This is a genomic window from Streptomyces violaceus (assembly GCF_036014075.1).
Lineage (GTDB): Bacteria > Actinomycetota > Actinomycetes > Streptomycetales > Streptomycetaceae > Streptomyces > Streptomyces violaceus.
In genome coordinates this window covers 2268929-2293117 of sequence record NZ_CP107911.1, presented here as the reverse complement: position 1 = coordinate 2293117, position 24189 = coordinate 2268929, and the positions used below count along the sequence as shown (strand labels likewise).

At 71.3% G+C, this 24189-nt stretch carries 20 protein-coding genes and 1 riboswitch; of the genes, 13 read left to right on the top strand and 7 right to left on the bottom strand.

Features of this window, described 5'->3' with window-relative positions; all coding sequences use genetic code 11:
• Positions 1-2 precede the first annotated feature (2 nt).
• The 5 genes from OG542_RS10220 (at position 3) to OG542_RS10200 (ending at position 4568) form a co-directional block, all read left to right on the top strand.
• A complete protein-coding gene (locus tag OG542_RS10220) occupies positions 3-527 on the top strand; it encodes a DUF1453 domain-containing protein (RefSeq protein ID WP_328410121.1) in 525 nt (174 codons plus the stop codon).
• Complete coding sequence (locus tag OG542_RS10215; RefSeq protein ID WP_311128080.1) at positions 524-1675, top strand: sensor histidine kinase; 1152 nt, start codon at positions 524-526, stop codon at positions 1673-1675. Before OG542_RS10220 ends, OG542_RS10215 begins: the two co-directional genes overlap by 4 nt.
• The gene (locus tag OG542_RS10210) at positions 1672-2349 is read left to right on the top strand and encodes a response regulator transcription factor (RefSeq protein ID WP_328410119.1); all 678 of its coding nucleotides are present in this window, start codon (positions 1672-1674) and stop codon (positions 2347-2349) included. The genes OG542_RS10215 and OG542_RS10210 overlap by 4 nt, the downstream gene beginning before the upstream one ends.
• Positions 2350-2418: 69 nt before the next feature.
• Positions 2419-2979 carry a DUF485 domain-containing protein gene (locus tag OG542_RS10205; protein WP_328410117.1) on the top strand — a complete coding sequence of 187 codons (561 nt, stop codon included), beginning with the start codon at positions 2419-2421 and terminating at the stop codon, positions 2977-2979.
• Positions 2976-4568 (top strand): solute symporter family protein, encoded by a 1593-nt coding sequence (locus OG542_RS10200; protein WP_328410115.1) that lies wholly within the window; start codon positions 2976-2978, stop codon positions 4566-4568. Before OG542_RS10205 ends, OG542_RS10200 begins: the two co-directional genes overlap by 4 nt.
• A 37-nt stretch (positions 4569-4605) precedes the next feature.
• On the opposite strand, the gene OG542_RS10195 is transcribed toward OG542_RS10200, so the two are convergent.
• The 4 genes from OG542_RS10195 to OG542_RS10180 all read right to left on the bottom strand — a co-directional run bounded on the left by OG542_RS10195 (position 4606) and on the right by OG542_RS10180 (position 9351).
• Positions 4606-5286, bottom strand: a complete 681-nt coding sequence (locus OG542_RS10195; RefSeq protein ID WP_328410113.1) for a response regulator — start codon at positions 5284-5286, stop codon at positions 4606-4608.
• Entirely contained in the window at positions 5286-6956 is a 1671-nt protein-coding gene (locus OG542_RS10190) for a sensor histidine kinase (RefSeq protein WP_328410111.1), read from the bottom strand. Before OG542_RS10190 ends, OG542_RS10195 begins: the two co-directional genes overlap by 1 nt.
• Before the next feature lie 140 nt (positions 6957-7096).
• Positions 7097-8041 (bottom strand): sucrase ferredoxin, encoded by a 945-nt coding sequence (locus OG542_RS10185; protein ID WP_328410109.1) that lies wholly within the window; start codon positions 8039-8041, stop codon positions 7097-7099.
• 53 nt (positions 8042-8094) lie between these two features.
• Positions 8095-9351: a citrate synthase gene (locus OG542_RS10180; protein ID WP_328410107.1), complete on the bottom strand. Its 1257-nt coding sequence runs from the start codon at positions 9349-9351 to the stop codon at positions 8095-8097.
• Between the two features lie 110 nt (positions 9352-9461).
• On the opposite strand from OG542_RS10180, the gene OG542_RS10175 reads away from it, so the two are divergent.
• Both OG542_RS10175 and OG542_RS10170 read left to right on the top strand, forming a co-directional pair.
• On the top strand, positions 9462-10625 hold the full coding sequence (locus OG542_RS10175; RefSeq protein ID WP_328410105.1) for a citrate synthase/methylcitrate synthase: 1164 nt from the start codon (positions 9462-9464) through the stop codon (positions 10623-10625).
• Positions 10626-10904: 279 nt separating this feature from the next.
• Positions 10905-11144: a hypothetical protein gene (locus tag OG542_RS10170; RefSeq protein WP_193476418.1), complete on the top strand. Its 240-nt coding sequence runs from the start codon at positions 10905-10907 to the stop codon at positions 11142-11144.
• Positions 11145-11206: 62 nt separating this feature from the next.
• Here OG542_RS10170 and OG542_RS10165 read toward each other — a convergent pair whose 3' ends face one another.
• Positions 11207-11764, bottom strand: coding sequence for a DUF6082 family protein (locus OG542_RS10165; RefSeq protein ID WP_311128088.1), 558 nt, complete (start codon positions 11762-11764; stop codon positions 11207-11209).
• Positions 11765-12085: 321 nt separating this feature from the next.
• Between OG542_RS10165 and OG542_RS10160 the strand changes: the two genes are divergently transcribed.
• On the top strand, positions 12086-13144 hold the full coding sequence (locus OG542_RS10160) for a CobW family GTP-binding protein (RefSeq protein WP_328410102.1): 1059 nt from the start codon (positions 12086-12088) through the stop codon (positions 13142-13144).
• Between the two features lie 59 nt (positions 13145-13203).
• On the opposite strand, the gene OG542_RS10155 is transcribed toward OG542_RS10160, so the two are convergent.
• Positions 13204-15660, bottom strand: coding sequence for a DNA gyrase/topoisomerase IV subunit A (locus OG542_RS10155; protein WP_311128090.1), 2457 nt, complete (start codon positions 15658-15660; stop codon positions 13204-13206).
• 251 nt (positions 15661-15911) lie between these two features.
• Here OG542_RS10155 and OG542_RS10150 point away from each other — a divergent pair, with 251 nt between their 5' ends.
• The 4 genes from OG542_RS10150 to OG542_RS10135 all read left to right on the top strand — a co-directional run bounded on the left by OG542_RS10150 (position 15912) and on the right by OG542_RS10135 (position 20733).
• The gene (locus tag OG542_RS10150) at positions 15912-17294 is read left to right on the top strand and encodes a M16 family metallopeptidase (protein ID WP_193476422.1); all 1383 of its coding nucleotides are present in this window, start codon (positions 15912-15914) and stop codon (positions 17292-17294) included.
• Complete coding sequence (locus OG542_RS10145; RefSeq protein WP_328410100.1) at positions 17291-18679, top strand: M16 family metallopeptidase; 1389 nt, start codon at positions 17291-17293, stop codon at positions 18677-18679. The genes OG542_RS10150 and OG542_RS10145 overlap by 4 nt, the downstream gene beginning before the upstream one ends.
• 203 nt (positions 18680-18882) lie before the next feature.
• Positions 18883-19047: riboswitch (cyclic di-AMP (ydaO/yuaA leader) on the top strand.
• 12 nt (positions 19048-19059) lie between these two features.
• On the top strand, positions 19060-19845 hold the full coding sequence (locus OG542_RS10140) for a M23 family metallopeptidase (protein WP_261677358.1): 786 nt from the start codon (positions 19060-19062) through the stop codon (positions 19843-19845).
• A 192-nt stretch (positions 19846-20037) separates the two neighbouring features.
• On the top strand, positions 20038-20733 hold the full coding sequence (locus tag OG542_RS10135; protein WP_328410098.1) for a GntR family transcriptional regulator: 696 nt from the start codon (positions 20038-20040) through the stop codon (positions 20731-20733).
• A gap of 147 nt (positions 20734-20880) precedes the next feature.
• On the opposite strand, the gene OG542_RS10130 is transcribed toward OG542_RS10135, so the two are convergent.
• A complete protein-coding gene (locus tag OG542_RS10130) occupies positions 20881-21162 on the bottom strand; it encodes an HPr family phosphocarrier protein (RefSeq protein ID WP_003993478.1) in 282 nt (93 codons plus the stop codon).
• A 179-nt stretch (positions 21163-21341) separates the two neighbouring features.
• Here OG542_RS10130 and OG542_RS10125 point away from each other — a divergent pair, with 179 nt between their 5' ends.
• A complete protein-coding gene (locus OG542_RS10125; RefSeq protein ID WP_328410096.1) occupies positions 21342-24164 on the top strand; it encodes a bifunctional acetate--CoA ligase family protein/GNAT family N-acetyltransferase in 2823 nt (940 codons plus the stop codon).
• The last annotated feature ends 25 nt before the right edge of the window (positions 24165-24189 follow it).

Below are 24189 nucleotides of genomic sequence, written 5' to 3'. Positions count from 1 at the left end.
TGATGTCCGGGCTCGTCGACGCGTTGGTGATCGTGGCCGCTGCCCTCGTGGTGATCGCCCGTCAGTTCCGCGCGAGCCGGATCGACAGCGAGCGCCGCTGGTGGCTCCTGCCCGCGATCCTGGCCGTCGTCGCGCTGCGCGAGCCCGGCATACTCGATCCGCATCACCACACGGCCTCGGTGCTCCTGCTCGGCGCCGAACTGCTCGTCGGCCTGGCCACCGGAGCCGTCTGGGCCTGGACCACCCGCATATGGGTGGAGCCGGACGGCACCGTGTGGAGCGGGAGCAGCATGGCGAGTGCCGCCCTCTGGGTCGTCGGCATCGGACTGCGTGTCGGCTTCTTCGCGCTGGGGGCCGCGGTGGGCGCTCACCAGGACAGCTCGGCCCTGTTGTTGGGGCTGGCCGGAACCCTCCTCGTCCGAGCCGGAGTCCTGGCCTGGCGCGGTCAGTCGCTGCGCCCTGCCGCGAACATGCGCGGGGCGTACCGTGAAAGCACGGACCGACCTGCGGGGAAGGAACGCGTGTGAAGAAGAACGCCTGGACACGCTGGCCTTCCCGGGAGGCGCTCAGCCGCGAGGGAATCTCACGCTCCCGCTGCATGCTGGCCTGGACGGTGAGGGCCCTGGTCCTGGGCCTCTTGCTGTGGGGTGCCTTCTCCGACGGCCACGCGGGCGGCTGGAGGGCGACTGCCGGCGCCGGCGGAGTGCTGCTGGCGGCGCTGCTCGCATGGGCGTTCTTCCGGACCACACTCCAGCACCGCCTGTGGCTGTCGCTGGCATCGCTCGCGCTGCTCCAGGGTCTTGCCGTCGCGGCCCATATGTCGGGGTTCAAGGTGGCGGCCCTGGTCATGTGGTGCGGGTGCGCCGTCTCGGCGCTGGAACGGCTTCCCCCGGCAGTCGCCCTCACCGCGGCCGGCGTGGCACTCGGTTCGTACGGGGCCGTCGACAACGACGACGTACTGACCGCCGTGGTCACCGGAGTCGGCCTCGCGCTCGCCGGATACACGCTGCGTCTCGACGCCGAGGCCCGTGGCAGCGCTCAGCGGCTGCTCGCTCAGGAGCGGGCCGCACGCGCGGCCGAGGCGGAGACGGCGGCGCTCGCGGAGCGAGCCCGCATAGCGCGGGAGATCCACGACGTGCTGGCGCACAGCCTCTCGGCCCAGCTCGTACACCTGGAGGCGGCCCGGCTACTGATCGAGCGCGGAGGGGAACGGGAGCAGGTGCTCGAACGAGTGGTGGCGGCACGCGAGATGGCGCGTGGCGGACTCTCCGAAACCCGGCAGGCGCTCTCGGCCCTGCGTGGGGAGCTGACCCCGTTGGAGGACTTTTTGAACCAGCTGGTGGGTTCGGTCGACGGCGCCGAGATCACCATCACGGGTGAACGCAGGGCGCTGCCGGCCGAGGCCTCGCAGACCGTGCGCAGAGCCGCCCAGGAGGCTCTGACGAACGTCCGCAAGCACGCTCGGGGCGCCAAGGTGCGCCTGCGGCTCGACTACCGTCCGCACCAAGTGACCCTCGACGTGCGGGACTCGGGCGGCTCGCCGGGCGAGCTGACCCGGACGGGCGCCGGTTACGGTCTGCTGGGCATGCGGGAGCGTGCCGAACTGCTGGGCGGCTCGCTCGAGGCCGGGCCCGGCGAGGAGGGGTTCGTGGTGACGTTGAAGGTGCCGGTATGACGCAGGAGGCCGAGCGGAAGCCCGCTCGGGTGGTGGTCGTGGACGACCAGACCGTGGTGCGGGAGGGCATCGTGATGCTGCTCGGTCTGCTGCCCGGGATCGAGGTGGTAGGCGCTGCCGGAGACGGTGAGGAGGCGGTGAGGCTCGTCGCCGAACTGGCCCCGGACGTGGTGCTGATGGACCTGCGCATGCCCCGCTGCGACGGAGTGGAGGCGACCCGCAGGATCCGCGCACAGCACCCCGGGACGCAGGTCGTGGTGCTCACGACCTACGCGGACGACGAGTCCCTGTTCCCGGCGCTGGCTGCCGGAGCGCGCGGCTATCTCACGAAGGACGCGGACGGAGACGAGATCGTGCGGGCCGTGCACAGTGTGCTGTCCGGGCAGGCTGGGCTCTCGCCGAGCATCCAGAGGCGGCTGCTGGAGCGCTTGGCGGACCCGAGACCGGCGGCGCCCGCTGAGGCACCGGACGGGCTTACCGTGCGCGAGACGGAGGTGCTGGTCCTCATCGCCGACGGGCTCAGCAACCAGGAGATCGGCCGCAGACTCCATATCTCCACCGCGACCGTGAAGACCCATATCAACAACCTTTTCACCAAGGCGGGAATCAAGGACCGTGCCCAGGCGGTGCGTTACGCCTATGAAAAGGGCCTGGTGCGGCCACCAGCGGGTTGAGTCACCTGAAGGAGTGAAGAGGAAAGGGAAGAAGAGTCAGGGATCTTCCCGTTCTGTCCATCCTTGGGCATGCAGCCAAGCAAGGGCCGTCCCCGCGGAAGCGGGGCCGGTCAGGAAAGTTGGGTCGAGTCTCTCGACGCTCATGACCCGGTCCCGGCCGAAGAGGCCCGGCACCTCAGGTACGACGACCCCTGGTACGACGCCCTCGCCTCCGGCTGGGGCGAGTCGGCCGGCGCCGGGGTGCCCGCTCCGGCGGTGGTGCCGTCGGCGCGAGGGGAGGGCGAGACCGGGGCCGCGCCGGCCGAGGTGTACCTGGAGGTGCAGCGCAGCGCCGCCTTTCAGGAGGTGCGGCGGCGGTACCGGAGGTTCGTGGTGCCGGCCTTCTTGGCCTTCTTCGCCTGGTACGTGGGCTACGTCGTCGCTGCCACGACCGCGCCGGAGCTGATGGCCCGGCCCGTGGCGGGAGCGGTGAACGTGGCGATGGCTGCGGGGCTCGGGCAGTTCCTGACCACGTTCCTGCTCACCTGGGCGTACGCGCGGCACGCGCGGCTGCGCAGGGACCGGGCGGCGCTCGAACTGCGCTGGGACACACAGGAACTGACGCGCGGCGTGACTGGCGGCGTCTCGTGACGGGGGAACACCAGACGCTGGCACTGCTGCTGTTCAGCGCCTTCGTGGCGGTCACGCTGGCGATCACGACGTGGGTAAGCCGTAAACGGCGCGGTTCGGCGGAGGAGTTCTACGCGGGGGGGCGGCTCTTCTCACCCATGGAGAATGGTTTTGCCCTCGCGGGCGACTACATGTCGGCCGCCTCCTTCCTCGGAGTCACCGGGCTCATCGCGCTGTTCGGCTACGACGGGCTGCTCTATGTCGTCGGGTTCCTCGTGGCCTGGCTGGTGGTGCTGTTCCTCGTCGCCGAACTGGTGCGCAACTGCGGCCGGTTCACGCTCGCCGACGTCGTGGCGGCGCGGATGAGAGAGCGGCCGGTACGGATCGCGGCGGGAACCTCCTCGGTCACCGTGTCCGTTCTGTATCTGGTGGCGCAGATGGTCGGCGCGGGCAGCCTGGTGGCGCTGCTGCTGGGGGGTACGAGCGAGGCGGCGCGGGCCTGGACCGTCATCGGTGTGGGCGCGCTCATGGTGATCTATGTGTCGTTGGGAGGGATGCGGGCGACCACGTGGATTCAGATCGTCAAGGCCGTTCTGCTGCTCGGCGGCACCATCGCGCTGACGGCGCTGGTCCTGATGCGCTTCCACGGCGACCTTGACCGGCTGCTGCTCACGGCGGCCGAGCGCAGCGGTCACGGGGAGGCGTTCCTGGCGCCCGGCTTGAAGTACGGCGGGGACTGGACCGCTCGCTTCGACTTCATCAGTCTGGGACTGGCCCTGGTGCTTGGTACGGCCGGTCTGCCGCACATCCTGTCCCGCTTCTACACGGTGCCCACCGCGCGCGCCGCTCGCCGCTCGGTCGTCTGGGCCATCGGACTCATCGGCGGCTTCTACCTGATGACGATCGTGCTCGGGTTCGGTGCGGCCGCCATCGTGGGGCCGGACGCCGTACGCGGGTCGAACGCGGCCGGGAACACGGCGGTTCCGCTGCTGGCGCTCGATCTGGGCGGCGGTGCCGGGTCCACCGGGGGGACAGTGCTCTTCGCGATCGTCGCCGCGGTCGCGTTCGCCACCATCCTCGCCGTGGTCGCCGGGATCACGCTCGCGTCATCGGCCTCGGTGGCCCACGACCTGTACGCGTCCTTGCGGCGCCGGGGCGGCAAGCCGCGCAGCGAGGTGGCGGTGGCCCGCGTCGCGGCTGTCGGAGTGGGCGTGGTGGCGATCGTCCTCGGTCTGCTGGCGCGGGATCTCAACGTGGCGTTCCTGGTGGGTCTCGCCTTCGCCGTCGCCGCGTCGGCGAACTTTCCGGTGCTGCTCTACTCCCTGTTCTGGCGCGGCTTCACGACCCGGGGCGCCGTGTGGGCCGTCTACGGCGGTCTCGTTCCGGCTGTGGTGCTCGTGGTGCTGTCACCCGTGGTCTCGGGCAGCCCGGACTCGCTGTTCCCGGGCGTCGACCTCCAGTATTTCCCCTTGCAGAATCCGGGCCTGGTCTCGATCCCGCTGGGCTTCCTCGCGGGCTGGCTGGGCACGGTCACCGCGTCGGAGGTCCCTGACGAGGCCAAGCACGCGGAGACCGAGGTGCGGTCGCTGACCGGGGCGGGAGCAGCGTAGGGGCGGTGCCTTCCCCCGCCTCGCCGGACTGTTCCGACTAGGCGCGGGTCGCCCACACGTAACGGTGTTCCGGGCGGCCCGCGTCCCCGTACTTGAGGGTCAGCCTGGCCCGTCCTGTGCGCTCCAGGAGCTTCAGGTAGCGCTGGGCGGTCTGGCGGCTCACTCCGGTGCGCTCGGCGATCTCCTGGGCGGACAGGGGCCCGTCGGCGTGCATCAGGGACTGACGGACCAGCTCCGCGGTGGTGGGGGAGTGCCCTTTGGGCAGATCGGGCTCCGACGGGGTCGACAGCGCCCCGAAGATGCGGTCCACCTCGGCCTGCTCGGCCTCCCCGCCGCCGTCGAGGGTGCGGCGCAGCTCCGCGTAAGCCTCCAGCTTGGCGCGCAGGCCGGCGAAGGCGAACGGCTTGACCAGGTACTGCAGTGCCCCCTGTCGCATCGCCGCCTGCACGGTGGACACGTCCCGGGCCGCCGTCACCATGATCACGTCGGTCTGGTGGCCGCGCCGCCGCATCTCCTGGACGACCGCCAGCCCCGTCTCGTCGGGCAGGTAGTGGTCCAGGAGTACCAGGTCCAGCCGGGGCAGCGCCTCCAGCTGGAGCAGCGCCTCGGCAGCGCTGTAGGCCTCGCCGGCGACATGGAAGCCCGGCACCTTCTCGACGTAGGCGGCGTTGACCCGCGCGACTCTGGTGTCGTCGTCCACGACCAGGACCTCGAACATCACGACTCCTTCTTGGCGGTCTGCGGAGCTGACGGCACGGTCAGGGCCGGTTCGGGGCCCGGATCGGCGAGCGCCTCGGGCAGGACGACGGTGAACTCCGCGCCCCCGCCGTAGGCCTCGTCGACGGTCGCGCTGCCCCCCTGCCGCTCGGCGAGCCTGCGCACCAGGGAGAGGCCGATGCCCCGCTCGCGGTGCGCCGGCGGCTTCTTCGTAGACCATCCCGCAGTGAAGATCAACTCCCGGTGCTCCGGAGGGATTCCCGGCCCGGTGTCGCGCACCCTGAGGATCGCCGTACGCCCTTCGGCGCGCAGTTCGACCTCCACGCGCGCGTGCGGCTTGCCCGCCACGGCGTCGAGGGCGTTGTCCACGAGGTTGCCGACGACGGTCACGAGCCCCTGGGGGTCGACCAGCCGGTCGGGCAGCCGGGTCCGGTCCGACACCCACAGGGCGACGCCCCGCTCGGCCGCGACGGTCGCCTTGCCGACCAGCAGGGCGGCGAGCAGCGGGTCCTCGATCCGCTCGGTGACCTGCTCCGCGGTGGCCCGGTGGTCACCGACGACTTCGCCGACGAACTCGACGGCGTCGTCGTACATCTCCAGTTCGAGCAGTCCCAGGAGCGTGTGCATACGGTTGGCGTGTTCGTGGTCCTGGGCGCGCAGGGCGTCGATCAGACCACGGGTGGAGTCGAGTTCGCGGCCCAGTTGCTCCAGCTCGGTGCGATCCCGCAGGGTGGCCACGGCGCCGCCGTCGTCGGTGGGCATGCGGTTGGCGACCAGCACGCGCTGGCCGCGCACGGTGAGCAGGTCCGTGCCGGTCACGCGCCCGGCCAGCACATCGGCCGTGCGACCCCCGCCCAGCGCCTCGTCCGGGGAACGGCCCACCGCCGCGTCACCGATGCTCAGCAGCCGCTGCGCCTCGTCGTTGAGGAGACGGATGCGGCCGGTGCGGTCCAGGGCGACGACGCCCTCCCGGATGCCGTGCAGCATCGCCTCGCGTTCCGACAGGAGCGCCGCGATGTCGGAGAATGCCAGGTCCCGGGTCTGCCTGTGGACCCGCCGGGAGATGAGCCACGCGGCCATCGCACCGACGGCCAGGGCGCCGCCGGCGTACGCGAGCAGCCCGGGGATCGCGTGGATCAGCCGGGCCCGGACGCTGTCGTAGGCGATGCCGACCGAGACGGCGCCGACGACGGAGCCGTCGCTGTCGCGCAGGGGCACCTTGCCCCGGGCGGAGCGGCCCAGGGTGCCGCTGTCGATCTCCATGACCTCCTTGCCGGCCAGGGCCTGGCCGGGGTCGGTCGAGACGATGCCGCCGATCTGCTTCTTGTCGGTGTGCGACCAGCGCACACCGCGCCAGTCCATCACCACGATGTACTCGGCCTGGGTGGCCTTACGGATCCGCTCCGCCTCCTGCTGCACCGGACCGTTCGGGGAGGGAGGGGTGTCCCTCAGGTCCCGCGCGAGATCGGGCTGCTGGGCGGTCGTCTGCGCGATCGCAAGGGCGCGGCGCATCGCCTGGTCGTCCAGCTGGTTGCTCAGAGGTGCGAGGAACAGCCCGGTCGCGAGGACCGCGACTCCCGCGGCGATCGCCACCTGCATCAGCAGCACCTGCGAGAACACCCGCCGTGGGAGGCCGAGGCGCAGGCGGCGTGCGGGGGGAGTGGGGCTCATACCCAAGACCGTACGTGCGGCTGCCTACCTGCCGTAACGGGTGTGGCGTGGATCTCTTGATCACTGCTTGCGAAGGCGGCACCGAGCGAAGGTGGCATCAATGCTTGATCGGGACGGTAGCCGCCACGGAGACCGGCCGGTCAGCTCGCGAGTGCCGTCGTCACCCTCATCTCGCGCACCGCCACGACGGCCATCCGCGCGGGCGAACCGAGGACGGACGCCCCGCAGCTCTCCGGACGGGGCGGCAGGGCCGCGCCCTGGGCCACCTCGACCTGCCAGCGGCGCCCGTCGGTGTGGGCGACGGTCACCTCCCAGCGCGGGGCAGCGCCCGACGTCCGTACGACGCTCAGCGCCTCCGCCGCATACTCGCCGGTCCCGGTGCGCACGGCGAGCTCGGCCGCCTGACCGGGCCGTTCCCAGGCCGAGCTGCCCCGGCAGCCCTCCACGACGATCCGCCCCTCCCGGGCGCCGTGCAGGACCTCCTTGAGGGTGTGGGCCTCGGCCCTGCCGTACGCGTATCCGTACGGCAGCACGAGCACGGTCGGGGAGAAGCGGTGACCACCCAGATGGGTGACCTCCCAGACGCCCTCGACCCCCGACGTGGCGAGCTCGGCCGCGAGGGGCCGGCCCAGGAGGGCGCAGCAGCGGTCCCGCTTGCCGTTGGTGCAGACGAGGGCGAGCGGATCACCGTCGTGGGGCCGGCCGCTGAGGACGGCGTCGAAGGTGTGGTGGTCGCCCCGGGCGAGCGCGGCGAAGTCGAGATCGAGCAGCTGCTCCGGGTCCGAGGTCGTGGCGCCGTGCAGCCAGACGTTTCCCGGAACGGTGTGGGCCGCGTACACCCGGCGCGAGGCGGGCATACGGCGGTCCGCGTGGCGCCCGGGGCGGCGGATCAGCACGATCCGCACACCCGTGTCCTTAGCGGCCGCCTCCAGGGCACGGCCCAGCGCGGGGTCCAGGTGGCTCGAGGTGAGCGCCTTGGCACCCCACGGGCCGGGCTGTTCCAGCAACAGCCAGGTTTTCGCGGTGGCCGCGGTCGCCGAAACGGGCTCGTCGAAGTCCCGGGAGACGCTCGTGCACGTACTCACACAGGTGAGCCTAACCTGAGTTGGCTCGCGGCGACGTCCGGGCCCGCCCGGCCCTACTCCGGCAGTGGCTGAGGCGGCTTCGGGCCCGCGTAGAGACCGCTCGGGCGCATGCGCAGCGGGCGTTCGCCGTACTCCTCCAGGGCGTGAGCGATCCAGCCCGCCATACGGGCCACGGCGAAGACCGTCTCTCCCGCGGTCGAGGGCATGCCGCAAGACGTGGTGAGCACGGCGAGCGCCAGGTCGACGTTGGCGTGCAGCGGGGCGTGACGGGCGGTGGTCTCGACGATGTCGCGGGCCGCGAGCAGGGCGGGCTCCGCGCGCGGGATCCGTTCCAGGAGGGTGAACAGGGCACGCGCGCGTGGATCCTCGCCCGGGTAGAGCCGGTGGCCGAGGCCCGGGATACGGCGGCCGGCGCGCAGTTCGTCCGCGATCACCGGCGCCGCGTCGCCCTGGTCGAGCACATCGAGCAGCAGACGGTGGGCGAGCCCGCTGGCCGCGCCGTGCAGCGGACCCTCGATCACGCCCAGACCTGCGGAGACCGCCGCGTAGGCGTGGGCACGGGCCGACGCGGCGACGCGCACCGCGAGCGTGGAGGCGGCCAGGTCGTGGTCGACGAGGAGGGCGAGAGCGGCGTCCAGGGCGCGCAGGGACGCCTCGTCGGCGTCCTGCCCGGACAACCGGGTCCACAGTCGGTGGGCCAGAGGGCCCTCGTCACGGCGGTCGTGCCGCACGGGTGGCAGAGCGGCGACGAGCGTGGGAATGAGCGTGCGCGCCGTGCCGAGCACGGCGTCCTCGGACAGGTCGAACCGCAGCGGGTCGGTGGTCGCGGCGGCGATCGTCGCGACGCGCAGCAGGTCGGTGGGCGCGGCGTGTTCCGGCAGTGCCTCGACGGCGCGGCGGGCTACGGCGACGGAGTCGGCGGGCGCGGTGAACGTGGCGCCCGGGCGCATCCGGCCGGTCCACAGCCACTCGGCGACCTCCTCGTAGGTGTGCCGTGCGGCCAGGTCGACCGCGTTGACACCGCGGAAGTAATAGCGGTCACTCTCGATGAGTGTGATGCGGGTCCGTACGGACAGCTCGCCGCCGGATGCGGAACCACCCGCGCTCTCCCGCTTGTTGCGCCGGGCCAGCGCCTCGACCTCCCCGGCGTCGAAGGTGCTGCCCCGGCCGCCGGTCACCCGCCGGCTGCTGAGCTGACCGCGGCTCACATACGCGTACACGGTCTCCGGCTTCACGCCGAGCAGCTCGGCGGCCTCCTTGGTGCTCAGCCGCCTGTCCGCGTCGCGGGGGACGGGTTCTTGATCGCGCATGGGGGTCACCGTATCCGCCTAGCGGCCTATTGATTGATGCATTGATTCAATCAATATTGACACGACTTCAGTCAATCGTGGACAGTCGAATCAAGTCCAGGGAGGAAGTCATGTCCGTCAACAGGTCCGCAGCCACTCTTCTCGACGTGCCACGGGGACTCGCCGGGGTCGTCGTCACCGACACCCGGATCGGCGACGTCCGCGGTCTCGAGGGCTTCTACCACTACCGGCAGTACTCGGCCGTCGACCTCGCGCGCACCCGCGGGTTCGAGGACGTCTGGCACCTGCTCGTGCACGGCGAACTGCCGGACGCCGGGCGGAGTGCGGCCTTCGCGGCCGAGACCGCCGCGCTGCGGCGGCTCCCCGACGAGGTGCGAGCCGCTCTGCCGGCCATAGCGGCCGCCGGCGGGCGCTCCGGCCCGCTCGCCGGCATGCGTACCGCGCTGTCGCTGCTGGGTGCGGCGAAGGGGTTCCGTCCCGTGTACGACGTCGACGCCGAGCAGCGCCTGCGCGACACGCTCGAGGCGGCCGCCGCCGTACCCACCCTGCTCGCCGCGCTGCACCGGCTGGGGCAAGGGCTCGAGCCCGTGGAGCCGCGCGAGGACCTGTCGTACGCGGCGAACTACCTCTACATGCTGACCGGCTCGGTACCGACCGAGCAGCACGCACGGGCGATCGAGCAGTACCTGATCTCAACCATTGATCACGGGTTCAATGCGTCAACCTTCACGGCCCGGGTCATCGCGTCGACCGGTGCGGACGTGGCGGCGTGCCTCGCCGGTGCGGTGGCCGCGCTGTCCGGGCCGCTGCACGGAGGTGCGCCCAGCCGCGCCCTGGACACCCTGGACGCGATCGGCACCCCGGACCGGATCGACTCCTGGGTGCGCCGGCGGGTGCTCGCGGGGGATCGCATCATGGGCTTCGGTCATGCGATCTACCGCACGGAGGACCCGCGGTCCCGGATGCTGCGCGAGGTCGCCCAGGCGTTCGGCGGGCCGCGCGTGGACTTCGCCGTGGAGGTCGAGCGTCATGTCGAGGCGATCCTGGCGGAGCTGAAGCCCGGCCGTGAACTGCACACCAACGTCGAGTACTACGCGGGCGTGGTCATGGAACTCTGCGGCCTGCCCCGAGAGATGTTCACTCCGACCTTCGCCGCCGCGCGCGCGGTGGGCTGGAGCGCCAACATCCTGGAGCAGGCGGAGGACACGAAGATCATCAGGCCGGTGGCGCGGTATGTGGGGCCACCGGCGCCGGTGTCGGTGCCGACTGCGTAATCGGTGCCGACTGCATAAACAGTCACAACTGTCTTAAACGGGCTGATGATCGATTCTTCACTGCCTTCCGTCACTCTTGCGGATGTTCTTCAGCAACGTGAGTGGCCCCACCCTCGCGGGTGATAAAACAGGGCCGCAAAGATGCCTTGCTTCCTTGGGGCGCGGGGGCGGACTGTGCGCGTGTCGCACGGCGGCCAAGGCTCGGGCCTGCGAGGATGCCACCGCTCGCGCGGCCGCGGGCGCAGGCGCTTGTGCCTTGAGAACAGAGGGAATTCAACAGTGAGTCAGATCATCCGCCGCCTTGGTGTCGCTCCCCGCTTTCGAGGCAGTGCCGGTGGCGGGACATGTCCCGACATCTTTGAATTGGCCGACGGGAACTTCGCGGTCATCGGCACGGATGTCACTGACTCCCTCGACACCCAGCTGCCCGACGATGCCGGACGTGCCGACTACGAGCGCATCGTCGTCATCACCCGGGAGACCCTGGTCAAGGCGAAGAAGGACATCCCCGACGCCTAGTGGTGTCGTCATCGTGAAGGGGCCGGTCCGTCTCGGCGGTGCCGCTGGGCCGGCTTTTCCCGTCACGGGTCGGTGGGAGGCTCGCCCACCACCCACCACTCATCGGTGTCCGCTTCCTCGAGTTGCAGTAGCAGGTCGTCGACGAGCCGGCCGAGTTCCGCCTCCTCGGTGCCCGTCAGACTCGCGCGCTGTTGCTGGGTCGCGTACCAGTACTCCCTGACGATCGGGTTCTGGAAGATGCCCCGGACGTGCTTGAAGAACTCGTCCCTTCCCATGTTGCCGATGCGGTAGTAGCAGAGCAGGTTGGTGTACAGGGCGTTGGCGAAGAGGTACTGCCGACGCCGCTCAGGGGTGACGGGCCTCTCGAAGATGTCCAGGACCTCGGCGAGTTCGGTGTCGTCGATCGCCTTGCTCAACAGCTCCCAGTGCTGCCGCTGCTGCCTGGCCAGATTGGAGCGCCGCTGCGTACGGGCGTGCTGTTCCAGCTGGTCCAGGCGTTCGTGCAGCGTGTCCATCGCCTGCTTCTGTGCCGCCATGGCGACGAGAGCGCCGGCCACCATGCCGAGGCCGGCCGCGGCAGCGGAGCGCAGTCCCTGTATCCCAATATTCCGTGTGGCCATGTCAACCCCCGAGTCAGGCGGCCGTCCGCCGGTCGTCGGGATGAGGGTCGACTGGAGGGGACCGGCGAGCAGTGGGCGGCGCTTGCCGTCTCCCAGAGTGCCGAGCGGCTCTGATCGGCGGGGAGGCGGAGAGGCGGCGCACGGAGGGAAGCGAGGGTCGCACGATCCGGCGCCTTGCCGAACGTCTGCCCCGCAAGTGCTGCTAACAATCGTTCACTTCGGCGCGATTCTTGCGGCTCGTATCCTGGGTCGGCATTCATTCTTCGTCCCTGAGCCGAGAACGCGAGCCGGTGCACGCGTCGGCGTGAGAGAGGTCGCACGGTGAGCCAGCCGAGCCCGAGTCCGCGGCAGATCCCGGTCGTGGTCCTGGCCGGATTCCTCGGATCCGGAAAGACCACGCTGCTCAACCATCTCCTCCACCGCAGCGGAGGCAGCCGGATCGGCGCGGTCGTCAATGATTTCGGGGCCATCGAGATCGACGCGATGGCCGTCGCGGGCGCGCTCGGCGATTCGACTGTCTCGCTCGGCAACGGATGCCTGTGCTGCGCCGTCGACGCCGGCGAACTGGATCTCTATCTCGAGCGGCTCACGGAGCCGTCCCTCGGCATCGACGTCATCGTCATCGAGGCCAGCGGTCTCGCCGAGCCGCAGGAACTCGTGCGGATGGTGCTCGCGAGCGAGGATCCGGGCATCGTGTACGGCGGGCTCGTCGAGGTCGTCGACGCCGCCGAGTTCGACGACACCCGGACCAGGCATCCCGAGATCGACCGGCATCTCGCGCTGGCCGACCTCGTCGTGGTCAACAAGCTCGACCGGGCGGCGGACGGCGAGCGCGTCCTCGGGCTGGTCCGGTCCCTCGTCGACCGCGCGGCCGTCGTCCCGGCCACCTACGGCCGGATCGACCCCGAGTTCCTCTTCGACTGCAGGCCGAGCGAGGAACGCGTGGGGCAACTGTCCTTCGACGACCTGCACGAGACCGGGGCGGACGACCACGCCGGGCATCTGCACAGCGCGTTCGACAGCCTGTCGTTCGTCTCCCGGGAGCCCCTCGACCCACGCCGGCTGATGGAGTTCCTCGACAGTCGGCCCGAGGGGCTGTACCGGATCAAGGGGTACGTCGACTTCGGCCCCTACGACGACCGGAACCGCTACGCCGTCCACGCCGTCGGACGGTTCCTGCGCTTCTACCCGGAGCCCTGGCCGGCCGGCGACGAACACCTCTCCCAGTTGGTCCTCATCGGCTCCGGGATCGACACCGCAGCCCTCGACAAGCAGCTCGACGCGTGCCGGAGCGACGCCCCACACGCCGACGAGCACGGCATGTGGGGCGTCCTGCGGTACGTACCGGGCACCGAGGAGGATCTCGCGGACCCTGCCTAGGACGGCAGGACGCCGCCCCCCAGGACGGCCGGAGCCTGCCTGGAACGGCCGGAGCCCGCCTAGACCGGCCCCGCGACCACCCACACGGTCTTGGCCAGGGACACCCCCGAGCCGTCCCGCCGCGGGTCGATCTCCGGGAGGTCGACCGGGGTGCCGTTCTTCTGCGCGGCGAGGGCCGGGGTCGGGCCCGCCCAGGCCAGGGACAGGCAGTCCTCGCCCTTCAGGAACCGCTGGCAGCGGACGCCGCCCGTGGCGCGGCCCTTGCGCGGGTATTGATCGAACGGGGTCAGCTTGGCCGTCGTCTGGACGGAGTCGTCCAGCGTGCCGCGCGAGCCCGCGACGGTGAAGACGACGGCGTCCGCTGCCGGATCCACCGCCGTGAAGGAGATGACCTTCGCGCCCTCCGTGAGCTTGATGCCCGCCATGCCGCCCGCCGCGCGGCCCTGGGCGCGGACCTGTGCGGCCGGGTAGCGCAGCAGCTGGGCGTCGTCGGAGATGAAGATCAGATCCTCGTCGCCGGTACGCAGTTCCACCGCGCCGACGATGCGGTCGCCCTCCTTGAGGGTGATCACCTCGAGCTCTTCCTTGTGGGACGGATAGTCCGGCACCACGCGCTTGACGACCCCCTGTGCCGTGCCGATCGCCAGGCCCGGCGACGACTCGTCGAGGGTCGTCAGGCAGACCAGCGTCTCGTCGTCCTCCAGGGAGACGAACTCCGCCAGCGGGGCGCCCCCCGCGAGGTTCGGCGTCGACATCGACTCCGGGAGCTGGGGCAGGTCGATCACGTTCAGCCGCAGCAGCCGGCCCGCCGAGGTGACCGCGCCCACCTCGCCACGGGCGGTGGCCGGCACCGCCGAGACGATCACGTCGTGCTTCACGCGCTCGGCGCCGGCGTCCTCCGCGAACGGCTCGCCGTTCGCCGTACGGGCCAGCAGACCCGTCGAGGACAGCAGCACCCGGCACGGGTCGTCGGCCACCTGGAGCGGCACGGTCGCGACCGGGGTGCCGCCCGCCTCCAGCAGGTCCGTACGCCGGTCGGTGCCGAACTTCTTGGCGACGGTGGCCAGTTCGGAGGAGACCAGCTTGCGCAGCTCGGCGTCCGAATCGAGGATCCGGGTCAGTTCCTCGATCTCCGCGTTGAGCCGGTCCTTCTCCGACTCCAGCTCGATGCGGTCGAACTTGGTCAGGCGGCGCAGTGGCGTGTCGAGGATGTACTGCGTCTGCACCTCGCTCAGCGAGAACTGCTCCATCAGGCGCTGCTTCGCCTGCGCGGAGTTCTCGCTGGAGCGGATGAGGCGGATGACCTCGTCGATGTCCAGCAGGGCCGTCAGCAGACCCTCGACCAGGTGCAGCCGGTCGCGCTTCTTGCCGCGGCGGAACTCCGAACGCCGCCGTACGACGGTGAAGCGGTGGTCGAGGTAGACCTCCAGGAGCTCCTTGAGACCCAGCGTGAGCGGCTGGCCGTCGACCAGGGCCACGTTGTTGATGCCGAAGGACTCCTCCATCGGCGTCAGCTTGTACAGCTGCTCCAGGACGGCCTCCGGCACGAAGCCGTTCTTGATCTCGATGACCAGGCGCAGGCCGTGCGCGCGGTCGGTGAGGTCCTTGACGTCGGCGACGCCTTGGAGCTTCTTCGAGCCGACCAGGTCCTTGATCTTGGCGATCACCTTCTCCGGACCGACCGTGAAGGGCAGCTGGGTGACGACGAGGCCCTTGCGGCGGGCCGTCACGGTCTCCACGGCGACGGTCGCCCGCATCTTGAACGTGCCGCGGCCCGTCTCGTACGCGTCCCGGATGCCGGGCAGGCCGACGATGCGGCCGCCGGTGGGCAGGTCGGGGCCCGGGACGTGCTTCATCAGGGCGTCGAGATCCGCGTTCGGATACCTGATCAGGTGGCGGGCGGCGGCGATGACCTCGCGCAGGTTGTGCGGCGGCATGTTCGTGGCCATGCCGACCGCGATGCCCGAGGCGCCGTTGACCAGGAGGTTCGGGAAGGCGGCGGGCAGGGCCACCGGCTCCTGCTCCTGGCCGTCGTAGTTGGGATTGAAGTCGACGGTGTCCTCGTCGATGGAATCCGTCATCAGGCTCGTCGCCTCGGCCATCCGGCACTCGGTGTACCGCATGGCGGCCGGCGGGTCGTCGTTGCCCAGCGAGCCGAAGTTGCCGTGGCCGTCTACCAGGGGGACGCGCATCGAGAAGGGCTGGGCCATGCGCACGAGGGCGTCGTAGATCGACGCGTCGCCGTGCGGGTGCAGCTTGCCCATCACCTCGCCCACGACGCGGGCGCACTTGACGTACCCGCGCTCGGGGCGCAGGCCCATCTCGCTCATCTGGTAGACGATGCGGCGGTGCACCGGCTTGAGGCCGTCGCGTGCGTCCGGCAGGGCGCGGGAGTAGATGACCGAGTACGCGTACTCGAGGAAGGAGCCCTGCATCTCGTCGACGACGTCGATGTCGAGGATCCGCTCCTCGTACGAGTCGTCGGGCGGCGGGGTCTTCGTGCTGCGGCGGGCCATCGCTGCCGGCTCCTTGCCTCTGCGATCCGGATCTGACGCCGACCATTGTGGACCGCCGCACTGACAACCGGGACCACCACCCGGTCTCTGACGTCCGCCGCGCCGTCCGGACCCGGCACGGCGGGTCACCGAGTCTCGCTCTCCGCGTACGCCCCCGGGAACTTCACCAGCGCTTCGCGCGCTTGCATACAGTGGCAGGACCGGCAGGAATCCGCGGTCGGAACGACCGCACCGCGATCGAAGGGACGTACATGCCCATGGGTCACACGGCCACAGCCCAGGCAGGCTCCGGGGGCCTGACAGCGACCGAGCACCGCCTGGCCAACGGCCTGCGCGTGGTGCTCTCCGAGGACCACCTGACCCCGGTCGCGGCGGTGTGCCTCTGGTACGACGTCGGCTCGCGCCACGAAGTCAAGGGGCGTACCGGCCTGGCTCACCTTTTCGAGCATCTGATGTTCCAGGGTTCCGCCCAGGTGAAGGGCAACGGCCACTTCGAGTTCGTCCAGGGCGCGGGCGGCTCGCTGAACGGCACCACCAGCTTCGAGCGCACCAACTATTTCGAGACCATGCCCGCCCACCAGCTGGAGCTCGCCCTCTGGCTGGAGGCCGACCGGATGGGCTCGCTGCTGTCCGCGCTCGACGACGAGTCGATGGAGAACCAGCGGGACGTCGTCAAGAACGAGCGCCGGCAGCGCTACGACAACGTCCCCTACGGCACCGCCTTCGAGAAGCTGACCGCCCTCGCCTACCCGGAGGGCCACCCCTACCACCACACCCCGATCGGCTCGATGGCCGACCTGGACGCGGCGACCCTGGAGGACGCGCGCGCGTTCTTCCGCACCTACTACGCCCCGAACAACGCCGTGCTCTCCGTGGTCGGCGACATCGACCCGGAGCAGACCCTGGCCTGGATCGAGAAGTACTTCGGCTCCGTCGCGGGACACGACGGCAAGCCCGCGCCGCGTGACGGCACGCTGCCGGAGACCATCGGCGAGCAGCTGCGCGAGGTCGTCGAGGAGGAGGTCCCGGCGCGCGCCCTGATGGCCGCCTACCGGCTGCCGCACGACGGCACGCGCGCGTGCGACGCGGCCGACCTCGCCCTCACCGTCCTCGGCGGCGGCGAGTCCTCCCGTCTCTACAACCGCCTCGTACGGCGAGACCGTACGGCCGTGGCCGCCGGCTTCGGCCTGCTGCGGCTCGCCGGGGCGCCCTCCCTGGGGTGGCTGGACGTGAAGACGTCCGGTGACGTGGAGGTCCCGGTCATCGAGACCGCCATCGACGAGGAGCTCGCCCGGTTCGCCGAGGAGGGCCCCACGGCCGAGGAGATGGAGCGCGCCCAGGCCCAGTTGGAGCGCGAGTGGCTGGACCGGCTCGGCACGGTCTCCGGCCGAGCCGACGAACTGTGCCGGTACGCCGTGCTGTTCGGCGACCCGCAGCTCGCCCTGACCGCCGTACAGCGCGTCCTGGACGTCACGGCGGAGGAGGTCCAGGAGGTCGCCAAGGCCCGCCTGCGGCCCGACAACCGCGCGGTGCTCGTCTACGAGCCCGTCGCCGACGAGACCGGCGAGGACGCCGACACCATCGAGGACACCGCAGCCGCGGCCACCAACGAGAACGAGGAGGCGGCCAAGTGACCGAGCTCGCCACGATGGACTTCCACCCCCGGCCCCAGGCGGGCGAGGCCAAGCCCTGGGCCTTCCCGGCCCCCGAGCGCGGCACGCTCGACAACGGCCTGACGGTGCTGCGCTGTCACCGCCCCGGCCAGCAGGTCGTCGCCGTGGAGGTGCTGCTGGACGCCCCCCTGGACGCCGAGCCGGCCGGCCTCGACGGTGTGGCCACGATCATGGCGCGGGCCTTCTCCGAGGGCACCGACAAGCACTCCGCCGAGGAGTTCGCCGCCGAGCTGGAGCGCGCCGGCGCCACTCTCGACGCGCATGCCGACCACCCGGGCGTCCGGCTGAGCCTGGAGGTCCCCGCTTCCCGGCTCGCCAAGGGCCTCGGCCTGATCGCCGACGCCCTCAGGGCGCCGGCGTTCGCGGACAGCGAGGTCGAGCGGCTGGTCCGCAACCGCCTGGACGAGATCCCGCACGAGCTGGCCAACCCCGCCCGCCGTGCCGCCAAGGAGCTCTCCAAGGAGCTGTTCCCGGCGGGCTCGCGCATGTCGCGGCCCCGGCAGGGCACCGAGGAGACGGTCGCCGCGATCGACTCCCCGGCCGTACGCGCCTACTACGAGAAGCACGTCCGCCCGGCGACGGCCACCGCCGTGGTGGTCGGTGACCTCACCGGCATCGATCTCGACGCGCTGCTCGGCGACACGCTGGGCGCCTGGACCGGCTCCTCGGCCGAGCCGCGGCCGGTGCCGCCGGTGACCGCCGACGACACCGGCCGGGTCGTCATCGTGGACCGCCCGGGCGCCGTCCAGACGCAGCTGCTGATCGGCCGGATCGGCTCGGACCGGCACGACCGTGTCTGGCCCGCCCAGGTGCTCGGCACGTACTGCCTCGGCGGCACCCTCACCTCCCGCCTGGACCGCGTCCTGCGCGAGGAGAAGGGCTACACCTACGGCGTGCGGGCGTTCGCCCAGGTCCTCAGGTCCGCCCCGGACGGGACCGGTGCCGCGATGCTCGCCATCAGCGGCTCCGTGGACACGCCCAACACCGGCCCCGCCCTGCAGGACCTCTGGACGGTGCTGCGCACCCTCGCCGCCGAGGGGCTGACCGACGCCGAGCGGGACGTCGCCGTGCAGAACCTGGTCGGCGTGGCGCCGCTGAAGTACGAGACGGCGGCGGCCGTAGCGAGCACGCTGGCGGATCAGGTCGAGCAGCACCTGCCCGACGACTACCAGGCCGCGCTGTACCGGCAGCTCGCCGCGACCGGCACCGTGGAGGCCACCGCGGCGGCCGTCAGCGCCTTCCCGGTGGACCGTCTGGTGACCGTCCTCGTCGGCGACGCGGCGCAGATCAAGGGCCCGGTGGAGGCCCTCGGCATCGGCGAAGTCGCCGTCGTCGCCGCCGAGTAGCGGGAGGCGAGCGGCACGCGCGCGTAGGGGCCCTGGTTGTCTTCTAAGGCACCAGGGCTCCTTTATGCCCGAATTGAGGTAGGAGTTGCCCGTCTGCCCTGTGGGATGCGCTACAAAAGCCGGGATCCGTTTGGGAATTGAAAGTGGCGCCGCTTAGCGTCGTCCGGGCTGTTCGTCAGGCAGTGCGCCGCACCCGCGGCACCGGACAGTCATCGCCGAGTCCCCGTACGGCGCGAGCCAGGGGAGCCGGGGACCCACCGCAGTCCCTGGGGTGAATCGGACGCCCGCGCGAGTCGCGAGGGGGTCCGTAGGAGACCTTCCTGCTCCGAACCCGTCAGCTAACCCGGTAGGCGAGAGGGAAGGAAAGGACCAGCCACTACATGGCGTTCACACGCGCCACCGGGAAGCACCGTCGTCCCAGCCGGATCCAGCGCAGCACGGCCCGCGCGGCCGGCGTCGCGGCCCTCGCCACCACCGGCGTCGTGGGCACCGTGGCCGCCCCGGCCTTCGCCGCCGAGCCCGCTGTCGAGCAGACCGGTCTCACCCCGGTCGTCACCATGGGCGACACCGTGGCCCAGAAGATCGACGCCCAGGCCGTCGCCCAGAAGCAGGCAGCCGAAGAGGCCGCCGCCAAGAAGAAGGCCGAGGAGGCCGCCCGCAAGCGGGCCGCCGAGGCGGCCAAGGAGGCCAAGGAGGCCGCCGAGAAGGCTCGCGAGGCCAAGGAGCGCGCCGCCCGCGAGGCCGAGCGCAAGCGTCTCAACACCTTCGTGTCCCCGATCTCCGGCTCGTACGTCTCCACCGGCTACAAGTCCGGCGGCGCCGTCTGGTCCTCCGGCAGTCACACCGGTGTCGACTTCCACGCCTCCAGTGGCACGGCCGTCCACTCGGTCGGCATGGGTGAGGTCGTCGAGGCCGGCTGGGGCGGTTCCTACGGCAACCAGGTCGTGATCAAGATGAACGACGGGACGTACACCCAGTACGGCCACCTGTCGTCCAGCAGCGTCTCGGTGGGCCAGAAGGTCACCCCCGGCCAGCAGATCGGCCTGTCCGGCGCGACCGGCAACGTCACCGGCCCGCATCTGCACTTCGAGGCCCGCACCGGCCCCGAGTACGGCTCCGACATCGACCCCGTCGCCTACCTCCGCTCGCACGGCGTGAACGTCTGAACATCTGACGGCGACTGTTCTCCCCGAAAGCCCCGGCTCCCCGAGCCGGGGCTTTCGGCGTGCGCCACGGCCGGCTGTCCAAAAAATATCCCTGGTTTCCTGCCTCCCGTCGGAAATTCCGGCTCATTGCAATAGAGTCACGGAACACACGTCACCAGTCGACGTTTCACGGGGATTAAGCGGAGGTCGGTCATGCGTATTCCCGCGCACTCGGTGTGCACGGCCATCCGGGACGACATCGTCGCGGGTGTCTACGAGCGCGGCAGCCGGCTCACCGAGGAACTCCTCGCGCGCCGCTACGGCGTCTCGCGTGTCCCCGTCCGGGAGGCCCTGCGCACCCTGGAGGCCGAGGGTTTCGTGGTCACCCGGCGGCACGCGGGCGCGTGCGTCGCCGAACCCACCGAGCAGGAGGCCGCCGACCTGCTGGAGATGCGCATGCTGCTGGAGCCGCTGGGTGCCGCTCGCGCCGCCCAGCGCCGCACCGAGGCCCATCTGAAGGTGCTGCGCGGCCTGGTCAGGCTCGGCCAGGAGCGCGCCCGCCGGGGCAACAGCGACGACCTGCGCTCTCTGGGGGGCTGGTTCCACGAGACGCTCGCCCAGGCCTCCGGCAGTCCGGCGCTGACCTCGATGCTCACCCAGCTCAGGCACAAGATCGCCTGGATGTACGCCGTGGAGGTGCCGGCCGGACCCGTGGAGTCCTGGGCCGAGCACGGCGCGATCGTGGACGCGGTGGCGCGCGGGGACAGCGAGCGTGCGCGGGCGGTCACGGCGCTGCACACCGAGCGCGCGACGGCCGCGCACCGGCTGCGTTTCGGCTCCGCCGGGGAGCGCGCCGAGCGTGTGAGGAACTCGCAACATGCCGTAAACACGGCGAGCCTGCGGCATTAACACGGGAGCCGTATACAAAGAGCGGGAAATTCGCGGGGGATTATTTCTGCTGCCCGCCGACAGGGAATTCACCGGAAAGGCGAAGAGCTCGCCCGATGAATTCGGACGAGCTCTTCAGGGTGCGCCGGGTCAGGCGCGGGGAAATACTCAGACGGTCTCGGGAAGCTCCTCGAGCCCCTCGGAGACCAGCTTGGCCAGCCGGTCCAGGGCGGCGTCCGCGCCCTCGGCGTCGGAGGCGAGGACGATCTCCTCGCCGCCCTGGGCGCCCAGGCCGAGGACGGCCAGCATGGAGGCCGCGTTGACGGGGTTGCCGTCTGCCTTGGCGATCGTCACCGGGACGCCTGCGGCCGTGGCGGCTCGGACGAAGATGGAAGCGGGGCGGGCGTGGAGGCCCTCGGCCCAGCCGACGTTGACGCGGCGCTCAGCCATGTGTTGCTGCCCTTCGGTGTTCAGGGTTGTCTAGACCAGTTTCCCATAGCGTGAAGTTGCGCCGGAGCGGTCCTCATGACCCGCCCCGGGGTGCCGTCGGATCGCGGCCTCGACCCGACTGACGCCCTCCACAGACTGCCTCGCGTCCGCTGTCGGACGCTAGCCGTACTCTGGGGCCCATGCAGACCTCGCCGGACCGGCACGAGTATCCCGCCCACTGGGAAGCCGACGTGGTGCTGCGCGACGGTGGTACCGCGCGCATCCGGCCCATCACCGTTGATGACGCCGATCGTCTGGTCAGCTTCTACGAGCAGGTCTCCGACGAGTCGAAGTACTACCGCTTCTTCGCGCCGTACCCTCGCCTGTCCGCCAAGGACGTCCACCGCTTCACGCACCACGACTTTGTGGACCGGGTGGGACTCGCGGCCACGGTCGGCGGCGAGTTCATCGCCACCGTACGCTACGACCGGATCGGCGCGGACGGAACGCCCGCGTCGGCACCGGCCGACGAGGCCGAGGTCGCCTTCCTGGTCCAGGACGCCCACCAGGGCCGCGGCGTCGCCTCCGCCCTGCTGGAGCACATCGGCGCCGTCGCCCGGGAGCGCGGCATCCGCCGCTTCGCCGCCGAAGTGCTGCCCGCCAACAACAAGATGATCAAGGTGTTCACGGACGCCGGGTACACCCAGAAGCGCAGCTTCGAGGACGGCGTGGTCCGTCTGGAGTTCGACCTCGAACCCACCGACCGCTCCCTCGCCGTGCAGTACGCGCGTGAACACCGCGCCGAGGCCCGGTCCGTGCAGCGGCTGCTCGCGCCCGGCTCGGTCGCCGTCATCGGCGCCGGGCGCACGCCGGGCGGCGTGGGCCGCAGCTTCCTCGGCAACATCCGCGACGCCGGGTTCACCGGCCGCCTGTACGCCGTGAACAAGGCCCTCCCCGAGGAGCAGAAGGAACTCGACGGGGTGCCCGCCCACCGCTCGGTGCGCGACATCGACGGCCCGGTCGACCTCGCGGTCGTCGCCGTACCGGCCGAGTACGTCCCCGAGGTCGTCACCGAGTGCGGCGAGCACGGCGTGCAGGGGCTCGTCGTGGTCTCCGCCGGGTACGCCGAGAGCGGCCTCGAGGGGCGCGAGAGCCAGCGCGCACTCGTGCGGCACGCGCGCACGTACGGCATGCGGATCATCGGGCCGAACGCCTTCGGCATCATCAACACCTCCCCGCGGGTGCGGCTCAACGCCTCCCTCGCCCCCGAAACGCCCCGCCCGGGCCGGATCGGCCTGTTCGCCCAGTCCGGCGCCATCGGCATCGCCCTGCTGTCCCGGCTGCACCGCCGCGGCGGCGGCGTCACGGGTGTGACCGGCGTCTCCACCTTCGTCTCCTCCGGCAACCGGGCCGACGTCTCCGGCAACGACGTACTCCAGTACTGGTACGAGGACCCCGACACCGACGTCGTCCTCATGTACCTGGAGTCCATCGGCAACCCCCGCAAGTTCACCCGCCTCGCCCGCCGGACGGCCGCGGCGAAACCGCTGGTCGTGGTCCAGGGCGCGCGGCACGGAGCCGCTCCCCAGGGGCATGCCGTCCGGGCGACCCGGCTGCCGCACGAGACCGTCTCGGCCCTGCTGCGGCAGGCCGGCGTCATCCGCGTCGACACCATCACCGACCTGGTGGACGCGGGCCTGCTCCTCGCCCGCCAGCCCCTGCCGGCCGGGCCCCGGGTGGCGATCCTCGGCAACTCCGAGTCGCTCGGTCTGCTCACGTACGACGCGTGCCTCGCCGAGGGCCTGAGGCCGCACCCCCCGCAGGACCTGACCACGGCGGCTTCCGCGGCGGACTTCCACGCGGCCCTCTCGCGCGCACTGGCCGACGACCGGTGCGACGCGGTCGTCGTCACGGCCATACCGGCGGTCGGGGAGGTCTCGGTCGCGGACGCGGCCCTCGCCGAGGCCCTGCGCTCGGCAGCGGCCGCAGCTCCGGCCAAGCCCGTCCTGGTCGTGCACGTGGAACTCGGCGGCCTGGCCGAAGCCCTGTCGGCGGCGGCGAGTACGGCACCACAAGCAGAGTCGGGCATACCTCCACAAACCGCCCATCGTTCGTCGCCCACCGAAGAACGGCCCCCCGCTGTCGAGGCCCCCGACGGCGCCCACCTCATCCCCGCCTACCCCGCCGCCGAGCGCGCCGTCCGCGCCCTCGCCCAGGCCGTCACCTACGCGCAGTGGCGGCGCGACGCCGCCGACCCCGGCAAGGTGCCCGAGTACGAGGACATCGACGAGAGGGGCGCCGCCACGCTGATCGACGGGCTGCTCGCGCGCGGGCAGGGACTCACGCTCGGCACGGAAGAGACCTGCGACCTGCTCGGCCACTACGGCATCCACGTCCACCGCACCCTGCCCGCCCCGACTCCCGACGCCGCCGCCGAGGCCGCCCGCAGCCTCGGCTATCCCGTGGCCCTCAAGGCCACCGCCCCGCACCTGCGCCACCGCGCCGACCTGGGCGGCGTCCGCCTCGACCTCGCGGACGAGGACCAACTACGGCGCTCGTACACCGAGTTGACCGAGCTGTTCGGCGCACCGGACGAGCTGCGCCCCGTGGTGCAGCGGATGGCGCCACGCGGCGTGGACGTCGTCGTACGGGCCGTGATCGACCCCGCGGCCGGGGCCGTGCTCTCCTTCGGGCTCGCCGGTGCCGCCTCACAGCTGCTCGGGGACACGGCACACCGGCTGATCCCGGTCACCGACCGGGAGGCGGGCTCGCTGGTGCGGTCGATCCGCACCGCACCCCTGCTGTTCGGCTGGCGCGGCTCCGCACCGGCCGACACCCGTGCCCTGGAGGAGCTGCTGCTGCGGGTGTCCCGGCTGGTGGACGACCACCCCGAGGTCGTCGCCGTCACCCTGGAGCCGGTCGTCGTCGCCGCGCACGGCCTGAGTGTCCTGGGCGCCTCCGTCCGCCTGGCGACACCGCCGGCCCGCGACGACCTCGGCCCACGGACCCTCCCCGCGTACTGACAGGGGGCGAGCTGTGCCTCGCAGT